This is a genomic window from Streptomyces sp. BBFR51 (assembly GCF_044591655.1).
In the GTDB taxonomy this organism is placed as follows: Bacteria; Actinomycetota; Actinomycetes; order Streptomycetales; family Streptomycetaceae; genus Streptomyces.
In genome coordinates this window covers 2,906,539-2,919,277 of the sequence record NZ_CP172448.1, presented here as the reverse complement: position 1 = coordinate 2,919,277, position 12,739 = coordinate 2,906,539, and the positions used below count along the sequence as shown (strand labels likewise).

The 12,739-nt window shown below is 71.7% G+C and carries 7 protein-coding genes; 4 read left to right on the top strand and 3 right to left on the bottom strand.

Annotation, left to right across the window (positions count from 1 at the left end; all coding sequences use genetic code 11):
• From ACGH7X_RS13255 to ACGH7X_RS13245, 3 genes are all read right to left on the bottom strand, one after another.
• Positions 1 to 3,564 (bottom strand): CDP-glycerol glycerophosphotransferase family protein, encoded by a 3,564-nt coding sequence (locus ACGH7X_RS13255; protein ID WP_399884943.1) that lies wholly within the window; start codon positions 3,562 to 3,564, stop codon positions 1 to 3.
• Positions 3,565 to 3,587: 23 nt separating this feature from the next.
• Positions 3,588 to 5,819, bottom strand: a complete 2,232-nt coding sequence (locus ACGH7X_RS13250; protein WP_399884941.1) for a CDP-glycerol glycerophosphotransferase family protein — start codon at positions 5,817 to 5,819, stop codon at positions 3,588 to 3,590.
• 572 nt (positions 5,820 to 6,391) lie between these two features.
• Positions 6,392 to 8,521, bottom strand: coding sequence for a hypothetical protein (locus tag ACGH7X_RS13245; protein ID WP_399884939.1), 2,130 nt, complete (start codon positions 8,519 to 8,521; stop codon positions 6,392 to 6,394).
• Between the two features lie 256 nt (positions 8,522 to 8,777).
• On the opposite strand from ACGH7X_RS13245, the gene proB reads away from it, so the two are divergent.
• The 4 genes from proB to ACGH7X_RS13225 all read left to right on the top strand — a co-directional run bounded on the left by proB (position 8,778) and on the right by ACGH7X_RS13225 (position 12,731).
• The gene (proB, locus tag ACGH7X_RS13240) at positions 8,778 to 9,881 is read left to right on the top strand and encodes a glutamate 5-kinase (protein ID WP_399884937.1); all 1,104 of its coding nucleotides are present in this window, start codon (positions 8,778 to 8,780) and stop codon (positions 9,879 to 9,881) included.
• Between the two features lie 136 nt (positions 9,882 to 10,017).
• The gene (locus ACGH7X_RS13235) at positions 10,018 to 10,566 is read left to right on the top strand and encodes a hypothetical protein (protein WP_399884935.1); all 549 of its coding nucleotides are present in this window, start codon (positions 10,018 to 10,020) and stop codon (positions 10,564 to 10,566) included.
• A gap of 188 nt (positions 10,567 to 10,754) precedes the next feature.
• On the top strand, positions 10,755 to 12,041 hold the full coding sequence (locus tag ACGH7X_RS13230) for a glutamate-5-semialdehyde dehydrogenase (RefSeq protein ID WP_399884933.1): 1,287 nt from the start codon (positions 10,755 to 10,757) through the stop codon (positions 12,039 to 12,041).
• Between the two features lie 120 nt (positions 12,042 to 12,161).
• Positions 12,162 to 12,731, top strand: a complete 570-nt coding sequence (locus tag ACGH7X_RS13225; protein WP_399884931.1) for a hypothetical protein — start codon at positions 12,162 to 12,164, stop codon at positions 12,729 to 12,731.
• The last annotated feature ends 8 nt before the right edge of the window (positions 12,732 to 12,739 follow it).

Here is a 12,739-nt window from a genome sequence, read left to right as displayed (position 1 = left end):
TCACAGCTCCCGGCTCTGCTCCAGCATCCGGTCGACGACGCGCGCGGAGGCGTGACCGTCGTCCAGGTCGCAGAACAAGTGGTGGAAGCGGTCGAACCGGTCCTGGTACTTGGCCTGGACCTGGTCGATGTCCCGGATCGCGTCGACCAGTTCCCTGGAGTTGCCGATCAGCGGACCGGGGGCGTCCTGCTCGAAGTCGAAGTAGAACCCGCGCAGCGTGTCCCGGTAGTGCTCGAGGTCGTACGTGAAGAACAGCATCGGCCGCTTCAGGTGCGCGTAGTCGAACATCACCGACGAGTAGTCCGTGATCATGATGTCCGCCGCGAGGTACAGGTCCGCGATGTCCGGGTACTCCGAGGCGTCGAACACGAAGCCGTTGCCCGCGCCCGGGACCTGGTCGACGACGTTGGAGTGGCGGCGGATGAGCAGGACGTGGTCGTCGCCCAGGCGCCTGCGCGCGTCCTCCAGGTCGATCCGCAGGTCGAACAGGTACTGCCCGGCGCTGTGGGACTGGTCGTCCCGCCACGTCGGCGCGTACAGCACGACCTTCTTGTCCGCCGGCAGCTTCAGCGTCTCCTTGACCTGCTCGGCGATCTTGTCCCGGTCGGGGGAGTAGAGGTAGTCGTTGCGCGGGTAGCCGGCCTCCTGGATCTCCCCGTCGTAGGAGAAGGCGCGCTTCAGGATCGGCGTGGAGAAGCGGTTCGACGAGACCAGCAGGCTCCAGTTCTTCGCCTCCAGGGCCAGGCGGTTCTGGTACTCGCGGTCGAAGTAGAGGGTCTCGATGTCGTGGCCGATCTTCTTCAGCATCGTGCCGTGCCAGGTCTGCACGATCACCTGGCCCGGGCGGCGCACGACCCACTCGGGCAGGTGCCCGTTGGTGACGATGTAGCGGGAGGTGGCCAGTGCCTCGAACCACTCCCGGCCCCACATGCGGACCTTGTCGGCGGTCGGCGGCAGGACGACCTGGCCGTCGCGCACGGCCCACAGGTACTTCATGCCGCTGTCCCGGCGCAGCAGCTCCTCGTGCATCGCCCGCGGGCTGTCCGAGTACTGCTTGCCGTTGTAGCTGAAGAAGAACACCTGGTCGCGCAGCGGCAGTTCGCGGGCGGGCTCGTAGACCTCGCGGCGCTGCTGGAGCTGGCGGTACGGTCCGCGCTCCAGGTCGCTCAGCTCGGAGCGGCAGTTGAGCTGCGGGAAGTCACCCCAGCGGTTCTCGAACCAGTAGCGGCGACCGTCCACTTCCGCGTGGACCGGGAACTGGGCCACGGCCAGGCGGTCGATGACGAACTCGGTGTCCGGCACGTCCGCGTCCGCCGAGCGCAGCAGCAGATTCCACCGGCCGGCCTTGAGCGGGACCCCACCGGAGCCGCCCATCACCGACGGATCGAAGGACGTGCGGAAGCTGCCGTCGTCGGACCACTCGACGGCGGTGGCACGCTCGTCGTAGCGGCTGCGGGCCTTGAGGACCAGCTCCGAGCCCACCAGCGCGGGGCTGGTTCGGCCCTCGACCGCGATCCGGCCGTCGCGCAGGGCGACGCCGGTGATCGTGGCCCGGCGGGTCCGGCCGAAGATCTTCAGATAGCCGTTGTGGCCGGAGACGACGGCGAGTTCCCGGTGCGCGCCGGGCTCACCGAAGGACGCGGGCAGGTCGAAGGAGAGATCCTCGAGGCCCTCCTTGACGACGCTGCCGAACTGGCGCTCGGTGCCGTCCACCGCGGTGGCCAGCAGTGCCGTGCTCCAGAGCCGGCGGTCGAGCTGGGCGTTCTCGTCGACGGTGTCGTCACCGAGCAGCGCGACGTCGGTCAGCGGCACGCGGACGTCGAAGGCGGTCCGAGTGCCCTGCTGTGTCACGTCGACGGGGTACTTGCGGACCTCGCCGCTCTTGGCGTTCGTCAGCCGGAACGCCAGCGTCTCGCCCGGCTTGAGCGGCACCCGGACCTCGCCGGCCACCGCGAGCGAGTCACCGTCGAGGCCGCGGTCGGTGATCAGGGCGCGGACCTTCTCGATCCGCAGCTTGAGGGCGCCGCGCGTGACCGTCGGCAGCAGCCGGAAGTTCTCGTCGAGCCACTGGTACGGAGGGTAGTTGGCGGCGGAGCCGCCGCGGGCCCAGACACCGCTGCGGCGCACCAGGCCGGACGCGTAGACGTTGATGCCGACGTGCCACAGCCCTTCCTGCCAGCGGCCGCCCTTGCGCAGCTTGGCGGGGTCGAGCTCCAGCTCCCAGCCGGCCCAGTCGTAGTTGTAGCGCTGCTGGCCGGAGTCCGTGGTGCACTCCGGACGGTGGACGTTCCTGGCCGGCAGGTACATGCGGCGGCGCGAGCCGTCCCGCTTGAGCTGGACGACCTTGACGCTGCTGCGCTTCGACGGCAGGTCGATCTTGTCGATGTAGGCGTTGCCGGACAGCTGGAGCCTGCCGTTGTGCCAGGTCACCGACTGCAGCGGGGCGCGCAGCGTGAGGTCGCCGTCGATGCGCAGCGCCGACTTGGGCAGTTCGAGGCCGCTCTCCTCCAGCGTGCGGTAGCTGGCGTACTTGCGGAAGGCACCCGACACCTCGACCGGATCCTTGCGGCGCTGGGAGGCGAGCAGGGCGATCAGCTCGGGCATGGCGTGCTTGCGCACCAGCAGCCACTGAACCCGCAGATCCGTCGGCAGACCCATCACGATCTTCGGGTCGACGCTGTCGAGGTAGCGGTTGGCGGCCTCCAGGAAGGCCTCGTGGAACTCCGCCGTCGCGTCCGGCAGCACCCGCAGGAACAGCCGCAGGTCGTCGCGGAGCACCCGGTCGTCGTACTGGTTCTTGTACGCGGTGAACTCGGCGCCCGGCTGGCGCGACAGGTAGTCGCTGACCATGCTCACGGCGGTGACCCGGTCGCGGATCGCCTGGGGTTCCTTGCGGCGCTGGGTGATCGACGGCGCTGACTCGCCCTCGCGCAGCCGCCAGAAGTAGGTCGGCTCGCCGATGATGTCGACGGCCTCGGCCCGGTAGTAGGCGGGCAGCACCACCGGGATGTCCTCGTGCAGGATGCCCTCGGGGAAGGAGAAGCGGTGCTTGTCCCAGAAGGTGCGCCGGAAGACCTTGTTGCAGGCGATGCGGTCGGCCACCAGGCGGGCGTTCTTCGATATGTGCGTGCGCTTGCGGGCCTCGCCGGCCAGCATCTGCAGCAGCGGCACCTGCCAGGACTTCTCGCCCTTGAGATGGAAGACGTTGCCGGTGGCGAAGTCCGAGCGGGACTCGTCGAGGCTGGTGACCATCAGCCGGTAGGCGTCCGGCGGGATCACGTCGTCGCTGTCGACGAAGGTCAGGTACTCGGAGTCGGGCGATATGTGGGATATGCCCGTGTTGCGGGCGGCTCCGAGTCCGCCGTTCTCCTTGCGGATCAGCTTGAACCGCGCGTCGCGGTCGGCGTACTCGGCGGCGATGGCGGCCGATCCGTCGGGCGAACCGTCGTCGACCATCAGGACCTCGAGGTCCCGGAAGGTCTGCGCGGCGAGCGAGTCGAGACAGGCCGGCAGGTAACGCTCCACGTCGTAGATCGGGACGATGACACTGAGCCGAGGGGCCATGGCTTGGTGATTTCCTTTCCGGGTCAGGCCCGCTCGACCAGTTCGAGCGCCTGGGTGGGGGTCGGGGCGTGGCGGCGTTCGTCGAAGGGAACGACGGGAGGCAGGCCCTCCTCACCGAGGAAGACGCGTCGTACGACCCGTTCCGCCGCGTGGCCGTCGTCGAATTCACAGAAACGCCGGCGGAAGATGTCCCGGTACCCGGTCGTCTCCGGGCTGTCGTACGCGCCGGAGGAGAGCAGCCGCAGCAGCTCCGTCTGGGTGGTGGCCACCGCGCCGGGCGGTTCCTGGAGCAGGTCGAAGTAGGTGCCGCGGACCGCGGAGTAGACGTCCCAGTCGGGGACGTAGCTGATGATCGGGCGGTCCAGCACGGCGTAGTCGAACATCGCCGAGGAGTAGTCCGTGATCAGGGCGTCGGCCGCGAGGTACAGCTCCTCCACCCGGGCGTGCCCGGAGACGTCCATGATGCGGCCGGTGCGGCGCAGCTCGGCCAGGTGCGGGGAGCTGCTGTAGAAGTAGTGGCCGCGCACCAGCAGGGTCACGTCGGGCCCGAGTTCGCGGGCGAACCGGCCCAGGTCCAGGGGCGGGGTGAAGCCCGGCTGGTACTCGCGGTGCGTCGGCATGTACAGGAACGCCTTGGAACCGTCGGCCAGCCCGAGCGCGGCGCGCGCCGCGCGCACGTCCTCGGAGCCGGCGCGCACGAGGACGTCGTTGCGCGGGTAGCCGGTCTCCAGCGAGGTGTACGAGCAGGGGTAGACCCGCTCCCAGACCACGGTCGAGAACTGGTTGGCGCTGATGCTGTAGTCCCAGCGGTCGCACCGCTGAAGGAGCTTCTCGAAGTCCATGTCGGTGGAGGCCGGGAACTTCTGCTGGTCCAGGCCCATCGTCTTCAGCGGTGTGCCGTGATGGGTCTGCACATGGATCTGGCCCTCGCGCTTGACCACGGAGTCCGCGAAGTTCACGTTGTTCACCAGGTACTTGGCGCGGGCCAGGGCCGTCCAGTAGTCCCGGGAGCCCACGCGGACGGCCTTCACACCCTTGGGCACCCGGTCCGCGTGGTCCGCGCGGACCGCCCACACACGGCGCATGTCCGGGGCCAGCCGGGCCAGTTCGGCGTCGATCGCGGCGGGGTTGCAGGAGACGCTGCGGCTCCAGTAGGCGGAGAACAGCACCAGTTTCTCGTCCAGCGGCAGTCTGCGCTGCGACTGGTAGAAGGCGCCCATCGCGACGCGCTTGGACCGGTTGAGCGCGGTGCGGGCGCGGGTCTTGACCCGCTGGCGGAGCTTCACCGCCGCCAGGGCGCTCATCATCGTCGTGTAGGCGTCGCGCTCCAGCAGCCCGTACTTGATGCCGCGCCTGGCGCCCGGCCGGGTGAAGCCCTTCGGCACGCGGGCGCGGTAGTCGGCCGAGGCGCGGTGGAAGAACTCCGCGCGCGCGTCCTGCGGCAGGCGGCCCGGGCGCTCCAGGACGGTCAGGTAGTGGTCGACCATCTTGCGGAACAACGGGCCGCGCCACTCGGTGAGTTCCTCGTGCGCGTCGAGGTAGTCGAAGACCCGCTGGTACTGGTCGAAGACGTCGAAGTGCTTACGGCTGACCGTCTTGAGGATGTTGCCGCCCTCGCGCCGCTGCCGGTAGTGCACGCAGACCCGGTCGAGGACGGCGATCTGCTGGGCGCTGATCAGGGAGCAGAACGTCCAGGGGGCGTCCTCGTAGTACCCGGGCGGGAAGGTGAGCCCGGTCCGGGTGACGAAGTCGCGCCGGTATGCCTTGTTCCACACGATCTGGAGCAGGTCGAGCAGCTGGGGGCGCTCGGCGAGGGAGAAGCTGTCCGGGCCCTTCTCCTTGAGCAGGTCGGCCCGCATGTTCGGGCGGACCTGGCCGTCCCAGTAGGTGCGCTGGTAGTCGAAGATCAGGATCTCGGGATCGCCCGCGGCCTCGAGACGGTCCCGAATGGCGGACAAGGCGCCGTCGGACAACGTGTCGTCACTGTCCAGGAACAACACGTAATCGCCGGTGGCCTTTTCCAGTCCGACGTTGCGCGCACGCCCCAGGCCCACGTTTTCCGTGAGGTGAATCACATGAATCCGGGTGTCGCGTTTCGCGTACTCGTCGAGAATGGCACCCGACCCGTCCGGCGAGCAGTCGTCGACCGCGATGATCTCGAAGTCCGTGCAGTCCTGACCGAGTACGGAGTCAAGGCACTCGGGCAGATAGCCCTGAACCTTGTACACGGGGGCAACGAGAGAGAATTTGGGCATCCTTACAACCTGTTCCGAGAACTGACCACGGGACTGCGGGCTGGGACCGGCACGCGCTCCGGACGCCACTCGGGCGTGGGGCGCGCCGCCGCATCAGCGTAGGGGATTCACGTGGAGTTTCTGTGGGCACGGTAGCGGGCCGTCCTGTGCGCCGGAGCCCCGGGAAATGGCCGGATCGGCCGCCCGAATGGGCCGCTCGGAGGCGGCTGGAGAACTTCCTCACATTCGGCCCCCCTGTCCTCTTCACCGACTTGCGTGGGGTTCCGCCTCATGTGCCCCGACTCGATTTCGGCGGGCCCATGACGGAGTCTGCACCCGGATACGGAGGAGCGGGAGGTGTGCGGGCGAGCTGGCTGGTCACGGGCGGATCCGGGTGCGCCGACGCGCGTCGGCTGCGCGCCCCGGCCGGCTGCTGCGAAGGGGCGCGGGGGCGGCGCAGGCGGGTTTGTGTACGTCGATGCGTCCCGCAACCGTCATGTCCACGACTTGCCCGCCGGCCGGTGTCCGAGCCCTCCTGGAGGCCGTGACTTCGTGACCATGCTGTGACAAACGGCCGGTGGGGGCGCCCGGACTCAGACGTGGCGGTGCGGCTCCGGGGCCGCCGCGGGGGCGGACGGCCGGCCGTGTTCGCGGCGCGGGCCGGGGAGCGGCACCTCCCCGGCGAGCCGCTCCGCCATCCGGGCCCGGTGCTGCCCGGCCGCCGCGCACAGGTCCCGCACCGCACCGGCGAAGCGCTCCCGGGACGACGGCTCGGCCGGACCCAGCAGGCGCAGGGCCAACGCGGCGCGGGCGTCGGCCAGTTCGTCCCGCTCCGGATGCCGCACCGCGTCCAGCAGCGCCGGCACCCCGGCCGCGTCCGGCGTCAGCACGGTCGCCGCCGCCACCGTCGGGAACGACTTGCGGAACACGTCCTCGGCCAGAGCGCTGGTGTTGGCCACCGCGTAGGGCTTGCCGCTCGCCAGGAAGTCGCTGATGACGCTCGACACATCGCTGATCAGCAGGTCGGCGCGGTTGAAGCAGGCGTAGAGCGGCGGCCGGGCGTCCGTGACGACCTGGTGCTCCCACTCGGGCAGCGAGGCCCAGTACGCCTCCTCCCACGCGCCCGTCGCCCGCCGCACCATCTCGGCCCGTCCGGGCTCCGGCGCCGGCTGCCGCAGCATCCGCTCCACCTGGTCCGCCGCCGAGCGGAAACCGGCCGCGGTGAGCCGGTCCAGCTCCGCCGCCCGCCGGGCCAGAGCGGTGGTCGCCGACGCCTCGGGCCGGGGCCCGCCCCGCTCGCGGTTCGCCGCCCGCACCAGCTCCCGCACGCGCAGATCGGCGGCCCGGGCCCGCGGGTCCACCGACCCCGTCAGCGGATGCGGCTTGTACAGCAGCCGTACCCCCGGGTCCGCGAGCAGCGCCCGCACCAGGCTCTCGCCGGCCTCCACCACCGACGTGTTGCCGGGGTTGCCGTCCCAGCCCTCCCAGGTCGGCGCGTACAGGACCGTCGTGAACGCCCCGGGCGCGGGCGGCCCCGCGTACGGCCGTACGGCGTCCAGCTGCGGGCGGCCGATCTCCACCACGTCCTTGTCCTCGACGCCGACCTCCGCGAGCGCGTACCGCTCGCGCGCCGCAGGGCCCGCCACCCACACCTCGTCGTAGGCCTTCGCGTACGGGTTGCAGGAGGACAGCTTGTCGCTCTCCCCGTGGTTGACGAAGGCGTGCTTGATGGTCGGGATGCGCAGGACCTGCGAGGTCTTCCCGGAATTGGAGGGATGCAGGAGGACGCGGAGCGTGGAGTGCTCAAGACGCATCAGGGTCGACACCTTCGGCAGGCACACCACCGGGATGTCGGTCGCCGCGATCCGCTGCACCATGAACCGCTCGCGCAGCACGATCACCGGTCGCCCGTCCAGCCGTGCCAGCGGCTCCAGCCACATGTTCGCCTGGTACGCCGAGGACGCCCCGCCCGAGAAGTACAGGCCGACCGTCGGCCGGTACCGGGCCAGCCACGCCTCGAACCAGTCGAGCACCTCCTGCTCGGTGGCGGGACGGCGCCCCGGCAGCAGCCGCAGCAGCAGGGCGCCCAGGCCCGTCAGCGCCACGGCCAGGGACAGTGCGAGCCCCGCCGCCCCGTACACCGGCGCGTCGGTCGCCGCCGTCGCGAGCAGCCCGGTCGTCGCGGGCAGCCCGAACGCCGCCAGCCGGTGCCCTGGGCGGCGCAGCAGCACCGGGGGCGCCGGGGTCAGGCGCAGCGCCGAGGCGTCGATGTTGCGGGTCACCACGGGCAGTGTCCGGGTGCGCCGGACCAGGACGGAGAGCGCCTGGATCGCCCAGTGCAGCGCGTAGAAGACGAGCAGAGCGGCGACGAGCGGGGCGTACACCCCCTCCCGGTGCTGCTCGCCGAGCCGTAGCAGGCCCACCACGAGCAGCAGGTCCCGCAGCACGTGCCGCACCGTGACGTCGGCGTGCGACTTGGCGAACAGCGACACCATGCCCCGCTGCCACCGGTACAGCACCCCCTCGGCGGCCAGCGAGCCGGCGGTCGCCGCGAGCAGCAGCGGTACGTGCGGCAGCAGGGCGCCCACGGCCTGCGCGGCGAAGGCGGTCGCCAGCACGCCCAGGACGAGCAGCTGCACGGCGGTCCGCCGCCCGGGCAGGCGGGGGAGTCGGCGGCGGGGCGGGGATAGGGGCACTGCGGTCGCTCCAGGCTCGTCGCGCATCGGACGAACGGGTTAACGCGCGGTGACCGTCCGACGACACGCGCGTGTTGACGTCTCCCCTCGACGCGGCGGATTCCACAGCGCCCGTCCGCGGCTTGAACTGTGGTGCGGCGCGCGTTCCCGTTCGCGTAGATTGCCTGGCGAGCGCAGGGTTCGGCGCGCGTCGACGGGAGAGGCGGACGGGGCCGTGGCAGGGGCAAGGCCGGGGACAGAGCCGGGGCGAGAGCCGGGGGCAGGGCCAGGGGCCAGGCAGGCCGTGGGCGAGGCCCGCAGGATCGTCGTCAAGGTCGGTTCCTCCTCGCTGACCACCGCGGCGGGCGGCCTGGACGCCGACCGGGTCGACGCGCTCGTCGACGTGCTGGCCAAGGCGCGGGCGGCGGACCGGGAGATCGTCCTCGTCTCCTCCGGCGCCATCGCCGCCGGACTCGCCCCGCTGGGCCTGCCGCGCCGCCCGAGCGACCTGGCCCGCCAGCAGGCCGCCGCCAGCGTCGGCCAGGGACTGCTCGTCGCGCGCTACACCGCCTCCTTCGCCCGCTACGGCGTCCGCGTCGGCCAGGTGCTGCTGACCAGCGACGACATGAGCCGCCGCGCCCACCACCGCAACGCCTCCCGCACCCTGGACAAGCTGCTGGCGATGGGCGCCTTCCCGATCGTCAACGAGAACGACACCGTCGCCACCGACGAGATCCGCTTCGGCGACAACGACCGGCTCGCCGCCCTCGTCGCCCACCTGGTCCGCGCCGACCTGCTGGTGCTGCTGTCCGACGTGGACGGCGTGTACGACGGCGACCCGAGCCGGCCGGGCACCTCGCGGCTGTCCGAGGTGCGGGACATGGCCGACCTCGCGGGCGTCGATATCGGCAGCGCGGGCAAGGCGGGCGTCGGCACCGGCGGCATGGTCACCAAGGTCGAGGCGGCCCGCATCGCCGCCGCGGCCGGCATTCCCGTGGTGCTGACCAGCGCGGTCCACGCGACCGACGCCCTGGCCGGCGGCGACACCGGCACCTACTTCCACGCCACCGGCAGGCGCTTCGCCGACCGGCTGCTGTGGCTCCAGCACGCCTCAGCCCCGCAGGGGGCACTCGTCCTCGACGACGGGGCGGTACGGGCGGTCGTCCAGGGCCGCAAGTCGCTGCTGCCGGCCGGGATCGCCGGCGTCGAGGGCGAGTTCGCCGCGGGCGACCCCGTCGAGCTGCGGGACGGCACGGGCCGCGCGGTGGCCCGGGGACTGGTCAACTTCGACGCCAAGGAGATCCCCCGGCTGATCGGCCGCTCCACCCGGGAACTGGCGCGCGAACTCGGACCCGCGTACGAACGCGAGGTCGTACACAGGGACGATCTGGTGATCCTGCACCCGTAATGGGTCGAAACGTCCCCGAATCGGTGGTGGACGTTCCGCAAAATCGCCCCGCGATCTCCTGGCGCCTGCTCAACTTTCCTCAGGGACAAGCCCGGCCGACCACCGGGCCGATGCCGTGTGCGTGAAGGAGGCCGTCGTGAGCGGAGTGCGCCCTGGATCGGCGGCGTCCCGCGGTGGTAGCGCCTCCCGTGCCGGTACCGCCTCCCGAGGCGGCGCGGGCGCCCGCGGTGGTACCGGCGCGCGCTCCGGCGGCGCCCGGGGCGCAACCCGCGCGGCCGGTGAGGAGCGCGCCCTGACCAGCGTCGCGGCCGGCGACCGGTTCCACGGCGAGGAGCCCGAGCACACCCCGCGCCTGTGGCACGTCACCCTCAGCGTCTCCGGCGCCCGCGCCCCGCTCACCGAGGTGCGCCGGGCGCTCGAACAGCTCGCGCACGACCACCCCTTCCTGCTGACCAGCCGATACGCCGACGACCACGCGGAGATCCGGTACTGGGAGGAGGCCCGCGACCTGCACGACGCCGCCGCCGTCGCCCTGCGCCTGTGGGGCGAACACCGGCAGACCGCGGGCCTGCCGCCCTGGGAGATCGTCGGCCTGGAGGTCATCGACCGGGCCACCTACCACCAGCGCATCGCCGCGGGGTACGGACCGGCCCCGGCGACCCCGGTCGGGGTGCATCCGTTCTAATGATCAGTAACGACCAGTAAGGCGACCGCGGACCGTTCCCTATGGCGACCGCGGACCGAAACCATCAATTGCGCAGCCCACGGTGAGCAACCACCTCCGCGAGAGCGGCGCCGGTTCAGGCGCAAAGGGGTATCTCGGGGTTCGGGACACCCCCTGGGCGGCTCCGCCCGGCACACTACGCTTCCCCCATGACCACGCTCTCGCCGTACGACTCGATGTCCCCGGTCACCCGGGCCGCCTACCGGGCCAAGTCCGCCGCGGCCGACCTCGCGCCGTTGCCGCGGGCCGCCAAGGACGACGCGCTGCTCGCCGTCGCGGACGCGCTGGAGGTCCGTACGAGCGAGATCGTCGAGGCCAACGCCCAGGACGTGGCCAAGGCCCGCGCCGCCGGGACCAGCGAGGGCATCATCGACCGGCTCACCCTGACCCCGGAGCGGGTCCGCGCCATCGCCTCCGACGTGCGCGACGTCGTCGCGCTGCCCGACCCGGTCGGCGAGGTCGTGCGCGGCTCCACCCTGCCCAACGGCATCGACCTGCGCCAGGTCCGCGTGCCGCTCGGCGTGGTCGGCATCATCTACGAGGGCCGGCCCAACGTCACCGTCGACGCCGCCGCCCTGTGCCTGAAGTCCGGCAACGCGGTGCTCCTGCGGGGCTCGTCCTCGGCCTACCAGTCCAACACCGCCCTGGTCCGCGTCGTCCGCGACGCCGTGGGCGGGGCCGGGCTGCCCGCCGACGCCGTGCAGCTGGTGCCCGGCGAGAGCCGCGAGAGCGTGCGTGAGCTGATGCGCGCCCGCGGCCTGGTCGACGTGCTCATCCCGCGCGGCGGCGCCTCGCTGATCAACACCGTCGTCCAGGAGTCCACCGTCCCCGTCATCGAGACCGGCACCGGCAACTGCCACGTCTACGTCGACGCGCAGGCCGACCTCGACATGGCCGTCGACATCCTGATCAACTCCAAGGCCCAGCGCGTCAGCGTCTGCAACGCCGCCGAGACCCTCCTGGTCCACCAGGACATCGCCGCCGACTTCCTGCCCCGCGCGCTGGACGCCCTCGCCGAGGCCGGGGTCACCGTGCACGCCGACGAGCGCGTGCTGGCGTACGGCAAGGACTCCCGGGCGACGCTCGTCGAGGCGAGTCCCGAGGACTGGGAGACGGAGTACCTGTCGTACGACATCGCGGCGGCCGTCGTGGACTCGCTGGACCGGGCCGTCGAGCACATCCGGCTGTGGACCTCCGGCCACACCGAGGCGATCGTGACGACCTCGCAGCAGGCCGCCCGGCGCTTCACCCAGCTGGTCGACTCCACCACCGTCGCGGTGAACACCTCCACCCGCTTCACCGACGGCGGCCAGTTCGGCTTCGGCGCCGAGATCGGCATCTCCACGCAGAAGCTGCACGCCCGCGGCCCGATGGGCCTGCCGGAGCTGACCAGCACCAAGTACATCGTCACCGGCGACGGGCACGTACGGCGCTGACGGGCCCGTACGGCGCTGACCGGCAGGCCCCGCGCCCGCGGACCGAACGGGGCATCTCACCCACCGGATGAATTTCCCCGCCGTCTGCCCAAAACGACCCCCCAGGTCTACTCTGGAGCCGTGCCGGAGGACGTGGGGGGTAGGCCGTTCCCTGACGGCTGGGAGCCCGACGACGATCATGACCGCGGGGTGTCGGACGAAGAGTTCGCCTCCGTGGTCTTCGACGAGGCCTTCGTACAGGCGGCCGCGGTGCACGAGCCGACCGCCGTCGAACGCCTCCTGGCCGCCGCCCAGGCCAGAGCCGAGGCCACCGAGGCGGAAGCGGCCCGCCGCGGCCGCAGCAGGGCCGAGCGCTACGACGACGGGTACGGCGATTTCGGCCATGATCCCGACCTCGACGACCCGGACGACGACCGCGACCTCCTCGACCGCCCCTACGGCGCTCCCGCGGCGTACGGCAAGCAGGTGCGCTGGCACCGGCCGGTCGCCTGGATGCTCGCCCTGGTGATGGGCGTCGGCATGGTCGCGCTGGCCTTCGTGGCCGTCTACCGGGGCGCGTCCTCGGGCGGCGGTCCGCAGCCGGTGCCGCCTCCCGCCTCGACCGGCCCCGAACAGGGTGGCAGCGTGACGCCCTCGGCCTCCGCCGACTACTCCCAGCCGGCCGTGTCGGTGATTCCGCGCAGCCCCTGACCTGCCCC

What these genes read in the sequence shown, in the direction of transcription:
- ACGH7X_RS13245 (WP_399884939.1), bottom strand. Translation starts at nt 8,521, where the DNA reads ATGCGCGACGAGCCTGGAGCGACCGCAGTGCCCCTATCCCCGCCCCGC.
- ACGH7X_RS13250 (WP_399884941.1), bottom strand. Translation starts at nt 5,819, where the DNA reads ATGCCCAAATTCTCTCTCGTTGCCCCCGTGTACAAGGTTCAGGGCTAT.
- ACGH7X_RS13255 (WP_399884943.1), bottom strand. Translation starts at nt 3,564, where the DNA reads ATGGCCCCTCGGCTCAGTGTCATCGTCCCGATCTACGACGTGGAGCGT.
- ACGH7X_RS13230 (WP_399884933.1), top strand. Translation starts at nt 10,755, where the DNA reads ATGACCACGCTCTCGCCGTACGACTCGATGTCCCCGGTCACCCGGGCC.